The organism is Polaromonas sp. P3_B4, assembly GCF_056402835.1.
Genome location: NZ_JBFUGQ010000001.1, coordinates 3,112,710 through 3,133,084, shown reverse-complemented (window position 1 = coordinate 3,133,084; position 20,375 = coordinate 3,112,710). Strand labels below are relative to the sequence as shown.

Sequence of the window (20,375 nt, the reverse complement as noted above, 5' to 3'; positions counted from 1 at the left end):
GACACCGAAATCTACGGTTCAGCTGTCTTCGTAGCCGTTGTCCTGAGTGCTCTTGGTGAAGGTATTGCACGATGGGGGCTGTGAGTCTCTCTGGCAGCAAAAGTGCCGCCAGCAGGAACTAGTCCGCCGCCCTGTCTTACAGGCCCCTTAGTGCATTTCCGTACACAAAATCTGGTCCTGGCCCTTATGCTACTTGCGTAAGCAGCTATGAATTTAATAGCGAATCACAGGCCACATCTTCCGCCTCGTTGTGCCTGCAACAAAGTCATCGCCCCAGCTCCGCAGGACAGCCAGCGAGACATTCCCGTCGCCAAAAACTCCACGCGCAGCACGGCAACAACGGCTTCCCGCGGAGCCATGCCGAGCAATATTCACATATTGCGCCGGTACTGCCCGCCCACCTCAAACAGCGCGTGGGTGATCTGCCCCAACGAGCAGACCCGCACGGCTTCCATCAGCACCTCGAAGACGTTGAGGTTTTCGATCACGGCCTGCTGCAGGCGTTTGAGCATGGCGGGTGATTCGGTCGCGTGGCGGCGGTGGAAGTCGTCCAGGCGCTTGAGCTGGCTTTGTTTTTCTTCTTCGGTGGAGCGCGCGAGTTCCAGCTTGTCCTGCACCGCATCGCCGTGCGGGTTGCGGAAGGTGTTCACACCGATGATGGGCAGCTCGCCGGTGTGTTTGAGCATCTCGTAGTGCATGGACTCGTCCTGGATGCGGCCGCGCTGGTAACCGGTTTCCATCGCGCCCAGCACGCCGCCGCGTTCGGCGATGCGTTCGAACTCCAGCAGCACGGCTTCTTCGAGCAGCTCGGTGAGCTCCTCGATGATGAAAGCGCCCTGTGAAGGATTTTCATTCTTGGCCAGGCCCCATTCGCGGTTGATGATGAGCTGGATGGCCATGGCGCGGCGCACCGATTCTTCGGTGGGCGTGGTGATGGCTTCGTCAAACGCGTTGGTGTGCAGCGAGTTGCAGTTGTCGTAGATGGCGATCAGCGCCTGCAGCGTGGTGCGTATGTCGTTGAACTGGATTTCCTGCGCGTGCAGGCTGCGGCCCGAGGTCTGGATATGGTATTTCAGCTTCTGGCTGCGTTCGTTGGCGCCGTATTTTTCTTTCATGGCCACGGCCCAGATTCGGCGCGCGACGCGGCCCATCACGGTGTATTCCGGGTCCATGCCGTTGCTGAAGAAGAAGCTGAGGTTGGGCGCAAAGTCGTCGATGTGCATGCCGCGCGCGAGGTAGGCTTCAACAAAGGTGAAACCGTTGGACAGCGTGAAGGCCAGCTGGCTGATCGGGTTGGCGCCAGCTTCGGCGATGTGGTAACCGCTGATGGAGACGCTGTAGAAGTTGCGCACCCGGTTGTGCACAAAGTACTGGGCGATGTCGCCCATGACTTTCAGGCTGAATTCGGTCGAGAAGATGCAGGTATTCTGGCCCTGGTCTTCTTTCAGGATGTCTGCCTGCACCGTGCCGCGCACGTTTTCTTGCACCCATTCGCGAATCTTGGCAGCCTCGGTCGCCGTCGGGTCGCGGCCGTTGTCTTTTTTGAACTTGTCGAGGTTCTGGTCGATGGCCGTGTTCATGAACATGGCCAGAATCGTCGGCGCCGGGCCGTTGATGGTCATCGAGACCGAGGTCGAGGGGTTGCACAAGTCAAAGCCGTCGTACAGCACCTTCATGTCGTCCAGCGTGGCGATGGAGACGCCTGAGTTGCCGACCTTGCCGTAGATGTCGGGCCGCAGCGCCGGGTCGTTGCCGTAGAGCGTGACCGAATCAAACGCAGTGGACAGGCGCTTGGCGGCCATGCCTTCGCTGAGCAGCTTGAAGCGGGTGTTGGTGCGGAAAGGATCTCCTTCGCCGGCGAACATGCGGGTCGGGTCCTCGCCCTCGCGCTTGAAAGCAAAGGTGCCGGCGGTGTAGGGGTAGCTGCCGGGTACGTTGTCCAGCATCAGCCATTTGAGGATTTCGCCGTGGTCTTCGTACTGCGGCAAGGCCACCTTGCGAATGGTGGTTCCTGAGAGGGATTTGGTGGTCAGCGCGGTACGGATTTCCTTGTCGCGAATTTTCACCACGTATTCGTCGCCGGCGTAAGCAGTCTGCATGTCGGGCCATTGGGCGAGCAGGGCGCGCGCGTCGGCATCAATGCGGGCCTTGCGGTGGCCGGCCAGGTCCAGCGCGGCTTCGGCGGCGGGCGCGCGGTCGGGCTTGTCGATCTTGAGCATGGCGGCGGCGGCTTTGAGTTGCTGCACCTCGCGCGCCAGCTGAGCCTGCGCGCGGGCGCGCTTTTTGTAGCCGCGCACCGTGTCGCTGATCTCGGCCAGGTAGCGCGTACGCGCGGCCGGCACCACAGGCGTCTGATTGGTGCTGTGGCGGACCTCTGCGGCGGGCAGCATGCCAGCCTCAAGCGCCAGGCCCAGCGCGGCCAGGCGTGGTTTGAGCGCCTGGTAGAGCGCGGTCACGCCGTCGTCGTTGAAGCGCGCGGCCATGGTGCCGAACACCGGCATCTTGTCGGCCGGCGTGCCCCAGGCTTCCCTGTTGCGCTGCACCTGTTTGGAGACGTCGCGCAAGGCATCGAGTGAGCCCTTGCGGTCGAACTTGTTGATGGCGACGAACTCGGCGAAGTCCAGCATGTCGATTTTTTCGAGCTGGCTGGCTGCGCCGAACTCGGGCGTCATCACGTACATGGGCACGTCCACATGCGGCACGATGGCGGCGTCGCCCTGGCCTATGCCGGAAGTTTCGACCACGATCAGGTCAAAGCCTGCACATTTGCAGGCGGCGATCACGTCGGGCAGCGCTTGGCTGATTTCAGAGCCGAAGTCGCGTGTGGCCAGCGAGCGCATGAACACGCGTTGTCCGCTGTCGGCGTTCTTCTGACCAGCCAGGGGAACAGTCCAGGGATTGATGGCGTTCATGCGGATGCGGTCACCCAGCAGCGCGCCACCACTCTTGCGGCGTGATGGATCAATGCTGATGACTGCCACGCGCAATTTGTCGTTCTGGTCCAGGCGCAGGCGGCGTATCAACTCGTCGGTCAATGAAGACTTGCCGGCGCCGCCAGTGCCCGTAATCCCCAGCACAGGGATCTTGCAGGTGGAGGCCTGCGTGCGGACTTTGTCCACCAGTGCCGCGTCGGCCTTGCCATTCTCCAGCGCCGTGATCAACTGCGCCAGCGCCCGCCAGTTCATCTCTCCGTGGCCTTCAATGGCCGTGACGTTCTTGGGCGCGAAACTGGTCAGGTCTTTGTCGCAGCGCATGACCATCTCGCCGATCATGCCGGCCAGGCCCATCTTCTGGCCGTCTTCGGGGCTGTAGATGCGGGTGACGCCGTAAGCATGCAGCTCGCGGATTTCGGGCGGCACGATGACGCCGCCGCCCCCGCCGAACACCTGGATGTGTTCGCCGCCGCGGCTTTTGAGCAGGTCGACCATGTACTTGAAGTACTCGACATGCCCGCCCTGGTAGGAGCTGATGGCGATGCCTTGCGCGTCCTCCTGCAGGGCGGCTGTGACCACTTCGTCCACGCTGCGGTTGTGGCCCAGGTGGATGACCTCCGCGCCCATGCTCTGCAGGATGCGCCGCATGATGTTGATGGCGGCATCATGACCGTCAAAGAGGCTGGCCGCCGTGATGAAGCGCACTTTGTGAGTGGGGCGGTAGCTGGCGAGCGCTTTGTATTCAGCGGACATGTCGGTCATGGTTGTCTCCGGGCGGCGGTTGGACCGTCGATCTGTGATCTGTTTGATTGACGTTTACGTAAACGTCAATCTTAGCCGGTAAGCCGGCGCCGATCAAGTGTGCGCCGTGTAGCGGTGCGAGCAAAAAAAAAGGGACGCGGAGCGCCCCTCTTTGCCAAAGCCTGGTACCCAATGGCTTCCGGCCTGTTTACCCGTACAGGTATTTAGGCAGCCAGAGCGTCAACCCGGGCCAGATGTACATGAACACCATGCACAGGATCACGATCAGCATGTAGGGCATCATGCCGGCGAAGATCTGGTTGATGGTCACATGCGGTGGCGACACCCCCTTCAGGTAGAAAGCCGACATCGCCACGGGCGGCGACAGGAAGGCCGCTTGCAGGTTCACGAAAACCAGCACGCCCCAAAGAATCGGATCGATCTGGAAATGCTGCAGCAGCGGCAGGAAGATGGGCACGAAGATCACGATGATCTCGGTCCACTCCAGTGGCCATCCCAGGACGAAGATGATGGCCTGCGACAGCAGCAGGAACTGCAGTGGTGTCAGATTCATCGACATCACCCATTCCTCGACGACGCGCTGGCCGCCCAGCAGAGCGAAAACCGCGGAGAAGAGTGCTGAACCCACAAACAGCCAGCACACCATGGAGGTCGTCTTGCAGGTCAGGAACACCGCCTCCTTGATTTTCTGAAAGTCCAGCGTGCCGGCATGCCAAGCCATAAGAAAGGCGCCGGCCGCGCCAACGGCCGCCGATTCGGTTGCGGTTGTGATGCCGAACAGGATGACCCCCAGCACGACGATGGTCAGCAGCGCGAGCGGCATGACCGAGCTCACCAGCATCCGCAGGATCTCGAACTGCTCGGCGTCGAAGCGCCGGTAGTACCACAGCAGCAGTCCCGCCATCAGCACGCAGGCGATGGCAAAGCCCGTGTAGAAGGACTCGGGCACGGGTGCGGTCTGTGGCCCCGAACCCGAGGGCTCGCCGATTTCCTGCAGTGGTGCGTCGGCGGTGGTTGCTGCTGTCGATGGCTTCGCATCTTCCGATCCCGGCGGCGCCTGCAAGCCGCCGGCTTCGGCCGGCTCCTTGGCCGTGTCGCCGGGTTCTTTCAGCCCTTCTTCCGCAGGTGGTTCCTGGACTCCGCCGGTGACTGCGGGCCCCTGCAGGCCTCCGCCTGTCGGCGCTGCGGCCTTGGCGGCGCGTGCCGCCGCCACCTGGGCGATGTTGTCGGCCTGCGAATGGATGACCACATACCACCAGGTGCCGCCCAGAGTCGCCAGCGCGAACACCACCGGCACCAGGGCAGTGCCCAAGCTGCGCAACAGGAAGCCGCGGCTGACTTGGGCGCCCGCCTGCAGCGCCTTGCCCGGAGCCGCGATGGCCATGGCCAGCGCCTGCAGCGCCCTGCGTGAATAGGCGGCGGTCACCTGCTGCAGCCAGAGTGGCACCGGCGCGCGGTTCTGCTCCGGCGGCAGCTTGGGCGCGATCTTGGGGTTGAGCATGACCCAGCCGACGATGTAGACCAGGTAGAGCAGGGCCAGGAAGAAGCCGGGGAACATGGCCGCCGCGTAGAGCTTGACCACGGACTGGCCGGCGACGGCGGCGTAGACGATGATCATCACCGAGGGCGGGATCAGGATGCCCAGCGTGCCGCCGGCGGTGATCACGCCGGCCGCCAGTCGCGTGTCGTAGCCGGCGTTGAGCATGGGCCGCATGGCGATCACGCCCATCAGCACCACCACAGCGCCCACCAGGCCACTGGCGATGCCCCAGAACGTGCAGATGATCAGGGTGGTGACCGCCAGTGAGCCGGGCACGCTGCGGAACGCCAGCTGCACACTATGGAACATCTTGTCCACCAGCGCGCCGCGCTCCATCACATAGCCCATCAGCACAAACAGCGGAATCGATAACAGGGTCTCGTTAGTCATCGCTCCAAAAGCGCGCTGGACCATCAGGTCGAAGATCCTGTTTTCCCAAAAATGGGTGGACGGATCGTAGAAGGCCACGAAGCCGAACGCCATGCCCAGGCCCATCAGTGTGAATGCGGTGGGAAAGCCCATCATGATGACGACCACGATCAGACCGAGCATGGTCATGCCGAGTACTGCGTTGCTCACTTGGAGACCTCCGCCCTGTGGGCTGCGGTGCCAAGAATCTTCGGAACGGCCGGGCGATTCATGTTCAACCTTTCAGGCCGGCGGATTTTTCGATGGCCAGCCGCTTGGCTTCTTCATCGACAAACTCGCTGCCGGCCAGCTGCTGCGCGACCACATCGGATTCCTGGGCGTCCTTGAGCCGAGGTGTCCAGATGCCGGTGCGGATGCAAACGACGCAGCGCAGGATCTCGGACAGCCCCTGCATCAGCACAATGGTGCCAGCCACCGGGATCACAAACTTGAACGGATACAGCGGGATTGGGGTGGCGTTGAAGGTTTGTTCGCGCATCGCCAGTGACTCATTGAAGTATGTCCAGCCGGCCCAGGTCAGCGCCATAATCCCGGGCAGGAAGAAGACGATGTACAGGACCAGGTCCAGCCAGGCCTGCGTGCGGGGCTTCAAGTTGCCGTAGAAGAAGTCGCCGCGCACATGGCCGTCATGCGCCAGCGTGTAGGCGCCCCCCAGCATGAACAGCGTGCCATACAGCATGTTATTGACGTCGAAGATCCATGCGGTGGGCGCGTTGAGCGCGTAACGCTTGAAAACTTCAGCGCAAACGACCACCATGAGGATCACGATGAGCCAGGCGGCGGCCTTCCCGACCCAGGTGCTGATGTGGTCAGCCGTGTGAAGGATTTTTTGTGTATTCATTTTGAACCGGTGTTCCCATCAAAAAGGCCAGCCATCCAGGGTTGGACGGCTGGCCGGCTTCGCCGGGGCTCGCAGGCTCAGGCTTTCTTCTTGCCGAAGGAGTGGTTGTAGGCCATCTTGAAATCGACCATGTAGTCGTTCTGCCAGGGGATTGTGCGTGCGGCGTAGGCTTTCTGCGAGTCGATCACCTTCTTGAACAGCGGGTTGGCCTTGGCTTTGTCCTCGATGATCTTGTCCCAGGCTTCCAGCTGTGCCTTGAGCACGGCGTCGGGCGTCTTGTAGAACTTGATGCCCTGCTTTTTCATCTCGGCGTAGTCGGTGGAGTTACGGTCGATGGCCTTCCAGCTCATGTCGGCGCTGGCCGCCTGCACGCCATAGTCGATGATCGCCTTGAGTTCGGCCGGCAGCGCGTTGTACTTGCCTTTGTTGAACAGGATCTCGAATTGCTCCCCGCTCTGGTGAAAGCTCTGCAGCATGCAGTTTTTGACCACGTCTGGGAAACCCAGAACGCGGTCGGAGCTGGCGTTGTTGAACTCGGCCGCGTCGATCAGGCCGCGGTCCAGTGCCGGCACGATCTCACCACCGGGCAACGGGTTCACGGAGGTGCCCATCGCGGTGAAGATGTCGACCGACAGGCCGACCGTGCGGAACTTCAGACCCTTCATGTCACCCACCTTGGCGATCGGCTTCTTGAACCAGCCCAGCGGCTGCGTAGGCATGGGGCCGTAGAGGTATGACACCACATCCATGTTGATCGACTTGTAGATTTCTTCCAGCAGCGCTTTGCCGCCGCCATAGTTGTGCCAGGACAGGACCATGTTCGGGTCCATGCCGAAGGCCGGGCCGGAGCCCCACAGGGCCAGGGCGTTGTTCTTGCCATAGTGATAAGCCACCACGCCGTGTCCACCGTCAAGGGTTCCCTTATTCACAGCTTCCAGTAGCTGAAAAGCCGGCACCACGGCGCCGGATGGAAGCACCTCGATCTTCAGTCGGCCCCCGGCCATGTCATTGACCTTCTTCGCGAAATCGTTGGCGTATTCATGGAAGATGTCCTTGGCCGGCCAGGTGCTCTGGAAGCGAAAGGACGTTGTCTGCGCCATGGCGACCATGGGGGCGGACAGGGCGCCGGCGGCAATCGCGGCGCCTTTCAGCAGGCCGCGCCTGCGGGGGCTTTTGCTCTCGGTCATGACTTGTCTCCTGTTGTTTCGAAAAATATAAGAGGACTCATCATTCCGTCTTGCCCATTCCTTACAAAGAGGGTTTCCACCAACGCTACAGGTTGTTGCCCCTTCTCAGGGTGAAACTGTTTGTGCGTGACCGACAGGAGCCCGCGAGGAGCTCAGGTGACTTTCAGCCCCCTGAGGGCCGGATCGCCCGGCGGAAAGCGTAGCTTCAGTTCCAGCAACCGGGCCCGGACGAGGGTGGCGATCATCAGGTTGCGATGCGTCTTGGAGTCAGCCGGCACCACGGTCCAGGGTGCCCAAGGAGTGCTGGTGGCCTGAAGCAGTGCTTCGTAAGCCTTTTGGTACTGCTTCCACTGTTTGCGAACCTCCAGGTCGCCCGCGCTGAATTTCCAGTGTTTGGCGGGGTCATCCAGTCGCTCCTGCAGCCGTTGCTTTTGCTCATCGGGACTGATATGCAACATGAACTTGAGGATCACCGTACCGGTTTCCGAGAGCATGCGTTCGAAGTCGTTGATGTGCCGGAACCGCTGTGCTGTTTGTGCCGGTGTGATCCATCCGTTGACGGGCGGCAGCAACACATCTTCGTAATGGCTGCGGTTGAAAATCGCGATCTCCCCCGTGCCCGGCATCTGTTGATGGATTCGCCACAGGTAGTCATGCGCCCGCTCGTCTTCCGTCGGCGCCTTCCAGCTGACCGTCCGTACGCCCAGCGGGCTGATGCGCCCAAAGACACCGCGCAATGTTCCGTCCTTGCCTGAGGTGTCCGTTCCCTGCAGGACCACAAGAAGTTTGTAGCGTTTGTCCGCGTAAAACAGGTTTTGCAATCCGTCAATCTCCGTGGCCAGTGCTTCGACGGCAGCTTTATCGCGTAGCTTGTCGCCCGTCGAGAACGGCTTGGCGGCCGGGTCAAGGCTGGCAAGAGAAAACCCCTTGGGCTTCGACGGAGAGGGTTGCCAGGGGGCTACGGTTTTGGCCAGAGCCTTGAAGCTTGCCTTGCCAGGCTGTACCTTTTGTGGAGAAGGTGTGTCGGCGTTGCGGGGCATCGGGGTCTCCTGCAGTTCATGGGTAGGGTGATTGTGCATGTCACACCTGCGCCAGGGATGCGCGGCCTGCCTATGCCCTCACTGTCTGGCGTGTGGTTGCAGGGGGATAAACTTGATCTGCTGGTTTCGGGTCGCTGTCATGCGGTGCATGCATGCCCGATATGCCTGTTGATCAACACCCCGAACTGAGAGGCCCTGTGATGAAAAAAAACACTTCTGCAAATGGTTCCGCGCAACCTGGTGTCCAGACTGCTTCCGGCTATGCCGGCGATATTTCTGCACAGCTGGCTTTTGAGTGGATGCAGTCGGGCGAAGCCGTGCTGGTGGATGTACGAACTGACGCCGAACGTGAATGGGTGGGTTATGTACCCGGCTCTGTCCCCCTGGCCTGGAAGCAATGGCCGGGCATGGCAATGAACGCAGGATTCGATGAGGGGCTGAAAGCTGCCGTGCCCGCCGGCAAGAAGGCAGTGCTGTTGTGCCGCAGCGGCGTGCGTTCGGTCGCGGCGGCCAAACGCGCGACCGAGCTGGGCGTCGAGGCTTACAACATTCTCGAAGGTTTTGAAGGCGATGCTGATGACCAGGGGCAGCGCGGCCGCAAGGGAGGCTGGCGTTTTCGGGGCTTGCCCTGGAAGCAGGGCTGAAATTCCGGTAAAACCCTGAATTGAAGCAGTCCTGTGCGTACCTTTGGTAACTTGTATATGTAAGTGAATGGCGCATTTATTTCACAAAAATGAAGTGAATAGTTCGCATGACTTTGTCTGAAGTTTGATGTATGGGGGTGCCCCCTGTTAGTTCTGACAGGGGGTAAGGCGTATCAATTTGTTTGAGCGCTTTCAATGGGGTTCCTCTTTTTAACGGAGTCCCCATGCAAGTACTCGAACGCAAACTTTCCCCTGACACCGCACACTTTTCCAACCCTGCCCTTGGGGCCCAGCTGTGCCAGCGAATATCCCGCGACTTCACGCCGCGCTGGAACCACCAGTGGAGCGGAAAGTTCATGCTTCATGGCAAAACACCGGACTCCAATGCCATCCGGCTGGACGGCAACGACTACCTCAGCGTCACGGGCCATCCGCACATCGTTCACGCGCAGGTGGAAGCCTTGCGCAAGGAGCAGGAGTTTGTGGTGCAGTCCGGTGTCTTCCACCTGAATCAGCATCCCACACACACGCTGGAGCTGGCACTGGCATCCTGGGTGGGCAAGGACGACGGCTTCATTTGCCAATCGGGTTATGCGGCCAATGTCGGCCTGCTGCAGGCGATTGCCGATGCGCAGACCCCTGTATACCTTGATACGCTGGCCCATGCATCGTTGTGGGAAGGCGCCCATGCGGCGCGCGCCCCGGCTTTCGCTTTTCGCCACAATGATCCGGTTCATCTCGCCCGGATGATCGCCAGGAACGGCCCGGGCATCGTGGTGGTCGATTCCGTGTACAGCACCACGGGTGCCATCTGCCCCCTGGGGGAAATTGTCGATGTGGCCGAGCAGCACGGCTGCATGATCCTGGTGGATGAATCGCACTCGCTGGGCACACACGGCCCGGAAGGTGCGGGGCTGTGCGCCGAGTTGGGCCTCACCAGCCGCGTGCACTTCATCACCGCCAGCCTTGCCAAGGCTTTTGCGGGCCGGGCCGGCTTTTTTACCGCGCCGGCGCACATGCGCTATTACATTCTCTGTTCAAGCTTTCCCAATATCTTCAGCTCCAGCCTGCTGCCGCACGAGATTGCCGGCCTTGCAGCCACGCTGGAGGTGATCCGCAACAGCGACGATGCGCGCGCAAGGCTTCACGCCCACACGCGCAGGTTGCGGTCTGCCTTGAGCGAGCTGGGCTATCCCATCCACCAGGGCAGCCAGCAGATCATTGCGCTGGAGGTTGGACTGGAATCCGACACCATGGTGTTGCGGGACCGGCTGGAGGAGCGCAACGTGTTTTCGTCGATGTTCTGCGCGCCGGCCACCAGCAGCAAACGCGCGATGATGAGGTTAACCCTGAATGCCGGGCTGATGGATTCCGAACTGGACCATGTGGAAGCGGTCGCACGCGAGATCGCGCCGATCGTGAAGCCATGGGACTGGCCGATTGCACGGCGCGCCCGGGCCGGCCAGGAGGCATGATGCCGGCGTCAGTCCTGAAGGTGTCTCTCACCCGAGGTGGCAATAAATCGCTCGTGGCTGCTCATGAAGCCGGGGTTAAAAGGCTCGCCGACGGTAAAAAGCGCCGCATGAAGCACGGTCGGACCGGAGGCGATGGCGAAGGCCTGGCGCGGCTGGGGTTTGTGGCCGGCGCCCAGCGCCAGCTGCAGTTCCAGGTCGATGAGTTTCCTGCCTGCCGCCACGTCCTTCACGGTCGCGGCATCCCAGCCTTGCGATGCCGCCATTTCGGCAAGCTCTGGCAGGTTCCCGGCGGGTTCCAGCTGCAACCAGCTGACGCTGCCTTTACGGTCAAGGGCCAGCACACCGAAGGGTGCACCTATCACCACATGCTCGATCCAGCCTTGCCGCAGTGCCAGGTTTTCCAGCTCCTGCGCGACGGATGGTTCGCACAGCAGCGCATGCTGCGTGCGGGACAGCGTCGCCCGCCAGGTCTGCTGGTGCCGGGGATCGGGCTGTCGCAGCAGCGCCTGCACCGCATCGGTCAGGCGCAGCCGGATCTCCGGAGATTGCTTGGGAATGAATTGTTCGATCAGCCCGCGGTTGAAGGCCGACACGGCAAGTTGCTCGTCGGCCCGGCCTGTCAGCAAAACGCGCGAACCCGACCAGCCGGTCAGCTCGCTCAACACCCTCAGTCCGCTCATGGCCGGCATGGAATAGTCCACCACACAGACCTGCGTGAGCGCAAATCGCGCCGTGCCGTCTTCCCGCCAGTACTGCAGGATTTGCGGGATCAGGGCCGTCCCCTCGCGCCATCGATTGATGATTTCCTGCTGGCGCCAGGCATCCGCTTCCCAGCGCACCGGCTCCTGGAGCAGCAGGTCTATACACGCCACCGGGCGCAGGAACAGGCGTACACACCAGTCCAGCGGCATGACTTCCGCGAGCATTTCGAGATAATCCGGGTCGTCGTCCAGGAAAACCACGCCTCCGGGACGGCGGTAAAGTGCAAAGGACATGTTGTCAGTCTAGCGCGGGTTGTCAAAAGCAAATCATGTGCAAGGTATCAGGCCGTAATCGGCAGCTCGATGGTAAAAGCAGCTCCCACGGCGAACTCTGATTTCACATGAATGGTGCCACCTGCGCTTTGTACCACTTGCTGGCAAAAGGCCAGGCCCAGGCCATGCCCCGTGCCGCGGTTGCTCGAGAAGAACGGCTTGAAAATCTGCGGCAGCAAGGCAGCGTCGATACCCATGCCCTCATCGGCCACCATGATGCGGCCGCGCGCCTGCGTCCTGCCGACTTCAATGCGCAGGGCGCCGTGCGGGTATTTCGAGTCAGCCGCCATCAGGGAATGCAGCGCGTTCTTGATGAGGTTGTCCAGCACCTGGGAAAACTGTGTGGCGGAAGAACGGAAGGTGAAGTCATCGTGAACAAGCACCCGCACGCATTCCCTCTGGCGACTCGACTGGTAGGGATACGCCGCCACGACATCCTGGACCAATTTGCCGGCCGCGACCTGTTGGGTATGCCGTGGCAGCTGCAGCAGCTTGGCATTCGCGATCTGTGTGTCGATCTGGTGGTTCATGTTTCGAACCAGTGCGTGAAGGCGCAGCGCCAGTTTGTCCAGCTGCAGCGCGCGCGGGTTGTCGGGCTGGCGCTGTACCTCCAGCTGGATCGCATCGCCCAGCAGGGCTGCCGTCGACAGCGGCGTGCGCAGCTCGTGCGCCATGATGCCGATGGTAGTGAGCGTGCTGGAAAGCTGTTCCCGCCGCAGGTTGGCCGAGGAAAGGTTCAGCACCAGCGCGATCGACCAGGCAAACGCAAATACCACGGCATGCACGGTGCGCTGGTCTTCCGGCAGGGAGGGAACCGCCGGCCCCACGTACAGGAACATGACCCAGGCCAGCCCCCCACCGGTGATGGTGCCCAGGGTCGCCAGGCGCCAGTCAGTGACATGGTAGTAGATCAGCACCATGGCCGCCAGGGTGGCCAGCCACACGGTATTGCTGCCGTTGCACAGGTACATCCAGCTGAACAGGACCGGCAGTTCGAGCCAGAACACCACGCCAAACACCCGTTGCGCCAGCCTGCTTCCCGGGTCATGGTTGACGCGTTTGGTCATCAGGCTGTAGCCCAGTACGCTGGCCACGACGCGCAGCGGCAGGTTTTCATAGGGCTGCGGCAGCCAGACCGACCAGATCCAGGCGAACAGGGCGTTGCCCGAAAAAAAAGAAAGACCCAGCCACCACAGCCGTCGCGGGGATGGATGCAAAATGGGCTCCAGGGGCGCAAGGATCAGTTCCTCGCGCAGCCACTGAAGCAGGGGACGCCGCGCAAGCCACGCGTGAAAGCGAGCGCTCCTCACGTTAAGAACTTCTCCAGCACAACCGGGAACCTGACTGATGATGCATTTGACATTTGACTGTATTGTCCCGGTTCTCATCTCGTCAAGCTAATGCTGTTACCTGCCAACTTTGACAGCGTCAGCCTGGATGGCGTCATCAGCGACTGGCTGTGCGCCCTTCGCGAGTTCTCGGTCGAAGCGCTCATGGTGCTCGGCCCCGACCCGTTCGGGGGGCAGGAAGACCGGCTGGTGCTGGCCATTCACCCTCCGCGCCTGCTGGATGCCGCCGAGGCCCTGGCAGAGAGCCGGGACTTCGGCGCCCCGTGGCGCGATTCCGACGCACCTCTTGTCGCCTGGCAGGATATTTCCAAAACCGCTTTCGAAAGCCTGGGCCGCTGGCGCCGGCTGTGGCTGGCTCACGGTTACCAAAGCGTGGTGCGCATCGCCTTTCCATTGACGGTGGGGCGGGCCTTTGAATGCTACCTCTTCAGCCCGCGCCAGTGGCATGACCGCAGCGAGGCGGCCTTGCTGGCCTGGTCGGCCCTCAACATCTGGCCGCTGCTCAAGCGCGCGCTGGCCGAAGCGCGCAGTCCGCTGAGCCCGCGCGAACTCGAATGCCTGAGCCTTGCCTTCCAGGGGATGACGGCACGCGAGACCGGCGAGTTGCTGGCCTGCAGCGAACGCACGGTGAACTTTCACCTCTCAAATGCCATGACCAAACTCAAGGTCGACAACAAGCTGGCCGCCATCCAGCGCGCGTGCTGGTTCGGATTGATCTGAGCGTTCTTTGCCGCGTCTACTGGAAAACCTGTAGGCCTGCGCCTGCAGGTGCGCTTCAAACCTGTTCATAATCCGCCAAATGACCTTTCTAGCGCTTGACGTGGGTAACACCCGCCTGAAATGGGCCCAGTACGAAGCCCCTGTGCCCAGGGCCAAGCTGCTGGCGCAGGGTGCGGTGTTTCTGGAAAACATCGACAAGCTGTCCGAAGAAGAGTGGGGCGGCATGCAACCTCCGTCGCGTATCCTCGGCTGCATCGTTGCCGGCGACGCCATCAAGCGGCGTGTGGTCGAGCAAATGGAACTCTGGGACGTGGCGCCGCACTGGGTCGTTTCCAGCCCGCATGAGGCTGGTGTCACCAATGGCTATGACCATCCGGCCAGGTTGGGCGCTGACCGTTGGGTGGCCATGATCGGTGCGCGCCACCGGCTGCTGGCGCGCGGCATCAACAAGCCTTGCGTGGTTGTCATGGTGGGTACCGCCGTGACGGTCGAGGCGATCGACGCTTCCGGAAAATTCCTGGGCGGCTTCATTCTTCCAGGCCACGGCATCATGTTGCGCGCGCTCGAGTCCGGCACGGCCGGTCTGCACGTTCCCACCGGCGAGGTGCGCGACTTTCCCACCAATACCAGCGATGCGCTGACCAGCGGCGGCACTTTCGCCATTGCCGGTGCGATACACCGCATGGTGGAAAACGTCGCCCGCCACTGCGGCGAAACACCCGAATGCATCATGACCGGCGGCGCTGGCTGGAAGATGGCGCCCAGCATGTCGGTGAAGTTTGAGCTGGTGGACAGCCTCATCTTCGACGGACTGTTGGCCATCGCCTCACAGCGTTTTGCAGCCTGACGTCCTTTCCGCGCGGTGGAGTTGCCGCGGGATGTGCTATCAAAAAAGTAGCTGCTTGCGCCCGTCCTTATTGGGCTAAGGCCATAAAAACCTCAAAAAATTAACCGGAACTTCCTGGCAGCTGCGACGCACAGCGAGGGCTCACTCTCCCCAGGGCAGCATCAGCGTCACGATGGACAGCTTGGCGAACTCCGGCACAAACTCGTCGATGATGTGCTGCGGCTCCGGGCACAGGGTGCTGTCGGTGATCACGCCGAACTGCACGCCGCCGCCGTAGCTCAAGATCGACACGCCCAGCCCCACGTCGCCCGACTGCGGTACCCAGAACATGCTTTGCTCCAGTGTCGAGCCGCAGAACTTGAGCTTTTCGCGCGGGCCAGGCACGTTGGTCATCACCGCCGTGGTTTTCTTGGCAAAGAGGTTGAGCATCACGTCCTGCGCCGGCTTGATCAAAAGGCCCGCCACCGCCAGCAGGCTGAAAGCCAGCAACGGCTGGTAGCTGCCCTTGAGCGCAGCCATGCGCCGGCGCACCTCGTAGACGCGCTCGATCGGATTCTCCACCCCGATGGGCAGCACCAGCGGCACCAGGCCGAACCGGTTGCCCAGCTTGTGCGCCTGGTCCAGCGGCCGCAGGTTGACCGGCACCATGGCGCGAATCTCCTGGCCTGCCACGTCGTCACCGAAGGTTTTCAAATATTCGCCCAGGGCGCCGGCCACGCAGCTGAGCAGCACGTCGTTGATCGAGCAGTTGAGTGCCTTGCCCACGGCTTTGACTTCATCCAGCGGAATCGGCTGGCACCAGGCCACTTTTTTTGCGCCGCCTGGCTTGCCTTTGAGCCGGGTCTTGGAGTCGTCGGGCATCAGGGCCAGCGCGGCGCCGTCCTTGAGCACCTGCATCAGGACCTTGGCCATGTCCATGGAGCCGTGCATGCCGTCTTCCATGCCCTTTTTGGGGTCACCCAGCATGCCCAGCGAGCGCGCTGCGCCTTCACCGACGGCGCCCAGTGCCTTGACGGTGATGTCGGTGAAGGGCTTGAGCAGGGTGTCGGCAATCCAGTCTTCCGTGCCGGTAGCCGCCGCAGCCTTCGTGCGCCGCTCAGGCGGCGGCGTGCCGCCATCGACCAGCGACATGGTCACGGAGATCAGCGCAATGCCGTCGGCGATGCAATGATGGATGCGCACGATCATCGCGCTGCCCTTGACGCCATCGGGCCCGGTGTAATCCTCGATCAGGTGGATTTGCCACAGCGGGCGTCTCGGATCCAGGCGCTGGGTGGCAAGCACGGCCACGCGGTCCTGCAGGGCCTGCTCCTGGTTGGCTGATTTGGCCAACTTCTCCTGCACGACATGGTTGGCCAGGTCGAAGTTGCGGTCCATCACCCAGGTGGCGCCGGCGGCGTCTTCCATCACGCGCTGCCTGAAACGGTCGTACTTCAGCAGGCTGTTTTCGATGCGTTCGCAGACGGCAGCGTACTTGACGCCCGGCGCCAGCTGCCAGACGCCCACGATCATCATGAGGTTGGCATCGTTGTCCATGCGCAGCCAGGCCGTGTCGACCTTGCTCATGCGCTCCCCTGAAATGCCCAGGGTTCCCGAGACGGCCCGCTTGACGTTCTTCTGGACGTTTTTTGCCACTTTGCGGCCTGCGGCCTGAGCGGTAACGCGTGTAACCATGAGCACTCCCGAATGCAAAACTGATGCGAACTCACCCCGGATGGGGTAAGTTCCCTATTTTGCAAGGAACGGCCTGGCTAAGATACCGGGCAGTTACCCCAAGCCACCTCATTGGTGACCCACTTCTAAAAACGGAGATTCTTCATGTCAGACCTGAAAGCCGCCTTCGACAAAGCCATGGCCGATTCGAAAAACCTCAGCGAGCGCCCTGACAACGCCACGCTGCTGAAGATTTATGCGCTCTACAAGCAGGGCAGCATCGGCGACAACGCCGAGAAAAAGCCCGGCTTCGGCGACATGGTCGCACGTGCCAAGTGGGACGCCTGGAACAACCTCAAGGGCACCTCGCAGGATGACGCGATGCAGCAGTACATCGATTTGATCGCCGATCTGAGCTAAGACTCTCTTCCACAAAAAAGCGGCACAGCCCTGGCGCAATTTGCACCGGGGCTGTGCCGCTTTTTGCTGGCTGTTAAAGACTTCAGTCGGCTTTAATGTTCGCCAGTTTCACGATCCGGTCCCACATCTTGCGCTCGTTGTCACCCAGGGTAGCCAGCTCGGCGCCGCTCATCACAACCGCTTTCGCGCCTTGCTCTTCGGCGCGCTTCCTGAAGCCTTCCGATTCCACCACCTGCTTGATGGCCAGCGAGAGTCGGCCTTGCAGGTCGGCGGACAGTCCCGTCGGCCCGTAGACCGCGAACCACGACGATGCCACCAGCGGCACACCCGTCTCGATAGCGGTCGGCACATTGGGTTGCGCGGCCAGGCGCGTGCGGCCGGTCACCATCAGCGCCTTGAGCTTGCCTGCGCGGATGTGCGGCAGCAGCGGCGGCGGTGTGGTGATGGTGAAGTCCACCGTGCCGGCCAGCAGGTCGTTAAGCGCCGGGCCCGTACCGCGGTAGGGGATGTGCACCATGAAAGTCTTGGTCAGGTCCTTGAGCAGCTCGGTCGTCACATGCTGCAGCGAGCCGTTGCCGCTGGATGCATAGTTGACCTTGCCTGGGTTGGCCTTGACGTACTTGATGAAGTCCACAAAGTTGTCGGCGGGAAAGTTGCCGCGTACCACCAGCAGCTGCGGCGCGTCAATCAAATGGCCTAGCGGCTTGAGGTTGGTCGCCGGGTCAAAGCCAGGCACCGGCTGGATCAGCGGCGTGATGCATTGGTAGCCCGAGTACTGCACCAGCAGGCTGGTGCCATCGGCCGGGCCTCGCGCGACCATCTGGCCGGCGATGTTGCCGTTGCCGCCGCCGCGGTTGTCCACGACCACCGAGGTTTGCAGAATCCTGCCCAAGGGCTCGGCCAGCATGCGTGCCGCAATGTCGGTGGTGCCACCGGCCGCTGTGGGCACAATGAGTGTGATGGGTTTGCCGGCGAGCTGCGCACGCACCGGGTTGAGCCATGCGGCCGTGCTCAGGCTGGCGACGGTCATGAGGGTTCTGCGGGAAATAAGGGTCATGGTTGTCTCCGGATAGTATTTTTTCGGGGAAGGGTGGCTCAGGCCGGGCAATGTCCGACCAGGTTTTGGCTGAAGGGCGGTGGATCAGTCGATGCGGGCGCCAGAGTCCTTGACGATCTTGTTCCAGCGCGGCAGGTCGCCCTGGATCAACGCAGCAAACTGCGCTGGGCTGGCGGTCATCACGTCGCAGCCTTGTGCCGCGAGCTTGTCCGCCACGTCCTTGCTGGCCAGGGTCTTTTCAAGGGCGGCCTGCAGCTTGACGATGACTTCCCTGGGCGTACCGGCGGGCGCCAACAGCCCATACCATGGTGTCGAGCCGAAGCCTGGCAGGGTTTCGCCAATCGTCGGCGCATTGGGCAAGGAGGCCAGACGCTTTTCGTTCACCACGCCAAGCACCTTGATTTTTCCGGACTGCAGGAAGGGCAGCGCCGACGGCAGGCTCTGCACCGACACCGGAATCTGTCCGCCGGCAACATCGGTGGCTGCGGCAGCCGAAGCCTTGTAGGGAACGTGCAGCATGTCCACGCCGGCCGCCCGCTTGAACATTTCGCCGATCAGGTGGTTCAGCGTGCCGTTGCCGGCCGAGGCATAGCTGATCTGGCCGGGGCTGGCTTTTGCCTGGGCAATCAGCTCGACCACCGAATTGGCGGGAAAGGCCGAGTTGGCAACCAGCACATAGCCGGCGTTGGCCACCAGGCCGACCGGCTCGAAATCCTTCACGGGGTCGAAACCGGTGCTTTTGTAGATGGCGGGATTGATGACGTGCGCGCTGTTGGTCGTCAGCAGCAGGGTGTAGCCGTCGGGCCTGGCTTTGGCCACCTGGGCGGTACCGACATTACCGCCCGCGCCGGGCCGGTTATCAACCAGAAAGGTCTGGCCCATGATTTCGCCGAGCTTTTGGAACACGATGCGCGCAATGGCATCGTTGGCGCCGCCCGCCGCCTGCGGAACGATGACGGTGACCGGGCGGCCGGGATAGGCCTGCTGCGCCGCGGCAGGCAGTATTGCCAGACCGGTCATCGCCCCTGCCAGGATGGCGAGATGGTGGAAGAAATTACGTTGTCTCATGTCGTTGTCTCCGGTTGTAGTTTTGGGATGCTGTTTCAGGCGGGTTCGGAAATCTCTATCAAATTCAGGTCGGGGTCGCGCACATAGACCGAGCGGATCTTTTGTGTGGCGCCGGTACGCAGCACGGGGCCTTCAATGATTGGACAGCGCTCCCGCTCGAGATGGGTGATCACGTCAGCAAGCGGGACACCGGCCAGAAAGCACAGGTCCAGAGCGCCGGGCACCGGCAGGTGGGCTCTGGGTTCAAACTCGCGCCCTTTGACATGCAGGTTGATCTTCTGCTTGCCGAACTTGAAGGCCTTGCGCTCTACAGGTGGTGTGCCGCCGGTGAAGGTTTCCAGCGTCATGCCCAGCACGCGGGTGTAGAAGTCCACGCAGGGGGCTTCGTCCGAGGTGGTCAGCACCAGGTGATCCAGTTGCCGAATCATGCCGAGGCGGCCCTTAGCTCGGCCACATAAGGCGGTGGCTCATGCAAATCGGTAATCCGGCCGGCCTTGGCCACCTGCCCAGGCACGTCATGGCCGACGATGCCGGGCATTTGCCGCGCCACCGCAAGCAGCTTTTCAAGGTCCATACCGGTGTCGTAACCCATCGCATGCAGCATGTGTACCGCGTCTTCGCTGCTGATGTTGCCGCTGGCACCGGGCGCGTAGGGGCAGCCACCCAGGCCACCCAGCGAGCCGTCAAAGCGCGTGATGCCGCCCTGCACGGCCGCCAGCACATTGGCCAGGCCCATGCCGCGCGTGTTGTGAAAGTGCAAGGTCAGCTGCAGGCCTTCAAAGCGTTGTTGCAGCGCTTCCACCATGCGGCCGACTTGAGCCGGGTGGGCCATGCCGGTGGTGTCGCAGATCGTGAGGCCGCGCACGCGGTCTGCGCCGAAGGCGGCGAAGCGATCGCTCCAGCGCAGCACTTCGTCCTCGACCACTTCGCCTTCCATCGGGCAGCCGAAGCAGCACGACAGCGAAATGTTGATGGGCGTGCGGCCGTCAACATGGCGAATGACATCAGAGAGCGCGGCAAAGCTTTTCTCGCGGGGCATGCGCAGGTTGGCCAGGTTGTGGGTTTCCGATACCGACATCACCAGGTTGAGTTCGTCGGCCCGCGACTCCAGCGCTCGCTCCGCCCCGCGCAGGTTGGGCACCAGCACGGTGTACTCCACGCCGGGCACACGGCGTATGCGGCCCATCACCTCTTCGGCATCGCGCAGCATGGGGATGGCCTTGGGCGAGGTAAACGATGTCACTTCGATCTTGGCGTAGCCGCATACGCTGAGGGCATCGACCAGCGCGACCTTGTCATCGGTTGGGATGAAGTTCGGCTCGATCTGGAAGCCGTCACGCGTGGCGACCTCGTTGAAATGGATCTTGACCCCCACG

The 20,375-nt window shown here is 62.0% G+C and carries 17 protein-coding genes; 5 read left to right on the top strand and 12 right to left on the bottom strand.

The features are described 5' to 3' along the window. Positions 1-371: 371 nt before the first annotated feature. From icmF to AC1DVV_RS14850, 5 genes are all read right to left on the bottom strand, one after another. A complete protein-coding gene (icmF, locus tag AC1DVV_RS14870) occupies positions 372-3,695 on the bottom strand; it encodes a fused isobutyryl-CoA mutase/GTPase IcmF (protein WP_477666519.1) in 3,324 nt (1,107 codons plus the stop codon). Positions 3,696-3,882: 187 nt separating this feature from the next. Then, on the bottom strand, positions 3,883-5,814 hold the full coding sequence (locus AC1DVV_RS14865) for a TRAP transporter large permease (RefSeq protein WP_477689579.1): 1,932 nt from the start codon (positions 5,812-5,814) through the stop codon (positions 3,883-3,885). Positions 5,815-5,878: 64 nt separating this feature from the next. Continuing rightward, positions 5,879-6,505, bottom strand: coding sequence for a TRAP transporter small permease subunit (locus tag AC1DVV_RS14860; RefSeq protein ID WP_457281277.1), 627 nt, complete (start codon positions 6,503-6,505; stop codon positions 5,879-5,881). 77 nt (positions 6,506-6,582) lie between these two features. Next, positions 6,583-7,692, bottom strand: coding sequence for a TRAP transporter substrate-binding protein (locus tag AC1DVV_RS14855; RefSeq protein WP_477666521.1), 1,110 nt, complete (start codon positions 7,690-7,692; stop codon positions 6,583-6,585). A 152-nt stretch (positions 7,693-7,844) separates the two neighbouring features. Then, positions 7,845-8,732 carry a PPK2 family polyphosphate kinase gene (locus AC1DVV_RS14850; protein ID WP_477666522.1) on the bottom strand — a complete coding sequence of 296 codons (888 nt, stop codon included), beginning with the start codon at positions 8,730-8,732 and terminating at the stop codon, positions 7,845-7,847. Positions 8,733-8,932: 200 nt separating this feature from the next. On the opposite strand from AC1DVV_RS14850, the gene AC1DVV_RS14845 reads away from it, so the two are divergent. Together AC1DVV_RS14845 and cqsA are read left to right on the top strand one after the other, a co-directional pair. Next, a complete protein-coding gene (locus AC1DVV_RS14845; protein ID WP_477666523.1) occupies positions 8,933-9,376 on the top strand; it encodes a rhodanese-like domain-containing protein in 444 nt (147 codons plus the stop codon). Between the two features lie 224 nt (positions 9,377-9,600). Then, positions 9,601-10,851 (top strand): alpha-hydroxyketone-type quorum-sensing autoinducer synthase, encoded by a 1,251-nt coding sequence (cqsA, locus tag AC1DVV_RS14840; protein WP_457281273.1) that lies wholly within the window; start codon positions 9,601-9,603, stop codon positions 10,849-10,851. Positions 10,852-10,859: 8 nt separating this feature from the next. On the opposite strand, the gene AC1DVV_RS14835 is transcribed toward cqsA, so the two are convergent. Both AC1DVV_RS14835 and AC1DVV_RS14830 read right to left on the bottom strand, forming a co-directional pair. After that, entirely contained in the window at positions 10,860-11,846 is a 987-nt protein-coding gene (locus AC1DVV_RS14835; protein ID WP_457281272.1) for a response regulator, read from the bottom strand. A 47-nt stretch (positions 11,847-11,893) separates the two neighbouring features. After that, complete coding sequence (locus tag AC1DVV_RS14830) at positions 11,894-13,102, bottom strand: sensor histidine kinase (RefSeq protein WP_457281271.1); 1,209 nt, start codon at positions 13,100-13,102, stop codon at positions 11,894-11,896. 183 nt (positions 13,103-13,285) lie between these two features. Between AC1DVV_RS14830 and AC1DVV_RS14825 the strand changes: the two genes are divergently transcribed. Further along, entirely contained in the window at positions 13,286-13,954 is a 669-nt protein-coding gene (locus tag AC1DVV_RS14825; RefSeq protein WP_477666524.1) for a helix-turn-helix transcriptional regulator, read from the top strand. A gap of 79 nt (positions 13,955-14,033) precedes the next feature. Next, positions 14,034-14,801, top strand: coding sequence for a type III pantothenate kinase (locus AC1DVV_RS14820; RefSeq protein ID WP_457281269.1), 768 nt, complete (start codon positions 14,034-14,036; stop codon positions 14,799-14,801). Between the two features lie 141 nt (positions 14,802-14,942). Here AC1DVV_RS14820 and AC1DVV_RS14815 read toward each other — a convergent pair whose 3' ends face one another. Then, positions 14,943-16,475 carry a wax ester/triacylglycerol synthase family O-acyltransferase gene (locus AC1DVV_RS14815; RefSeq protein WP_477666525.1) on the bottom strand — a complete coding sequence of 511 codons (1,533 nt, stop codon included), beginning with the start codon at positions 16,473-16,475 and terminating at the stop codon, positions 14,943-14,945. Positions 16,476-16,619: 144 nt separating this feature from the next. On the opposite strand from AC1DVV_RS14815, the gene AC1DVV_RS14810 reads away from it, so the two are divergent. Then, a complete protein-coding gene (locus AC1DVV_RS14810; RefSeq protein ID WP_457281267.1) occupies positions 16,620-16,874 on the top strand; it encodes an acyl-CoA-binding protein in 255 nt (84 codons plus the stop codon). 82 nt (positions 16,875-16,956) lie between these two features. Here AC1DVV_RS14810 and AC1DVV_RS14805 read toward each other — a convergent pair whose 3' ends face one another. The 4 genes from AC1DVV_RS14805 to AC1DVV_RS14790 all read right to left on the bottom strand — a co-directional run bounded on the left by AC1DVV_RS14805 (position 16,957) and on the right by AC1DVV_RS14790 (position 20,374). Beyond that, a complete protein-coding gene (locus AC1DVV_RS14805) occupies positions 16,957-17,931 on the bottom strand; it encodes a Bug family tripartite tricarboxylate transporter substrate binding protein (protein WP_457281266.1) in 975 nt (324 codons plus the stop codon). 84 nt (positions 17,932-18,015) lie between these two features. Next, a complete protein-coding gene (locus tag AC1DVV_RS14800; RefSeq protein WP_477701668.1) occupies positions 18,016-18,999 on the bottom strand; it encodes a Bug family tripartite tricarboxylate transporter substrate binding protein in 984 nt (327 codons plus the stop codon). 35 nt (positions 19,000-19,034) lie between these two features. Then, positions 19,035-19,427: a VOC family protein gene (locus tag AC1DVV_RS14795; protein WP_457281264.1), complete on the bottom strand. Its 393-nt coding sequence runs from the start codon at positions 19,425-19,427 to the stop codon at positions 19,035-19,037. Further along, positions 19,424-20,374, bottom strand: a complete 951-nt coding sequence (locus AC1DVV_RS14790) for a hydroxymethylglutaryl-CoA lyase (RefSeq protein ID WP_457281650.1) — start codon at positions 20,372-20,374, stop codon at positions 19,424-19,426. The genes AC1DVV_RS14795 and AC1DVV_RS14790 overlap by 4 nt, the downstream gene beginning before the upstream one ends. Position 20,375 lies beyond the last annotated feature (1 nt).

What these genes read in the sequence shown, in the direction of transcription:
- AC1DVV_RS14850 (WP_477666522.1), bottom strand. Translation starts at nt 8,732, where the DNA reads ATGCCCCGCAACGCCGACACACCTTCTCCACAAAAGGTACAGCCTGGC.
- AC1DVV_RS14805 (WP_457281266.1), bottom strand. Translation starts at nt 17,931, where the DNA reads ATGACCCTTATTTCCCGCAGAACCCTCATGACCGTCGCCAGCCTGAGC.
- AC1DVV_RS14845 (WP_477666523.1), top strand. Translation starts at nt 8,933, where the DNA reads ATGAAAAAAAACACTTCTGCAAATGGTTCCGCGCAACCTGGTGTCCAG.
- AC1DVV_RS14820 (WP_457281269.1), top strand. Translation starts at nt 14,034, where the DNA reads ATGACCTTTCTAGCGCTTGACGTGGGTAACACCCGCCTGAAATGGGCC.
- AC1DVV_RS14825 (WP_477666524.1), top strand. Translation starts at nt 13,286, where the DNA reads ATGCTGTTACCTGCCAACTTTGACAGCGTCAGCCTGGATGGCGTCATC.
- AC1DVV_RS14835 (WP_457281272.1), bottom strand. Translation starts at nt 11,846, where the DNA reads ATGTCCTTTGCACTTTACCGCCGTCCCGGAGGCGTGGTTTTCCTGGAC.
- AC1DVV_RS14800 (WP_477701668.1), bottom strand. Translation starts at nt 18,999, where the DNA reads ATGAGACAACGTAATTTCTTCCACCATCTCGCCATCCTGGCAGGGGCG.
- AC1DVV_RS14860 (WP_457281277.1), bottom strand. Translation starts at nt 6,505, where the DNA reads ATGAATACACAAAAAATCCTTCACACGGCTGACCACATCAGCACCTGG.
- AC1DVV_RS14795 (WP_457281264.1), bottom strand. Translation starts at nt 19,427, where the DNA reads ATGATTCGGCAACTGGATCACCTGGTGCTGACCACCTCGGACGAAGCC.
- AC1DVV_RS14810 (WP_457281267.1), top strand. Translation starts at nt 16,620, where the DNA reads ATGTCAGACCTGAAAGCCGCCTTCGACAAAGCCATGGCCGATTCGAAA.
- AC1DVV_RS14815 (WP_477666525.1), bottom strand. Translation starts at nt 16,475, where the DNA reads ATGGTTACACGCGTTACCGCTCAGGCCGCAGGCCGCAAAGTGGCAAAA.
- cqsA (WP_457281273.1), top strand. Translation starts at nt 9,601, where the DNA reads ATGCAAGTACTCGAACGCAAACTTTCCCCTGACACCGCACACTTTTCC.
- AC1DVV_RS14855 (WP_477666521.1), bottom strand. Translation starts at nt 7,692, where the DNA reads ATGACCGAGAGCAAAAGCCCCCGCAGGCGCGGCCTGCTGAAAGGCGCC.
- icmF (WP_477666519.1), bottom strand. Translation starts at nt 3,695, where the DNA reads ATGACCGACATGTCCGCTGAATACAAAGCGCTCGCCAGCTACCGCCCC.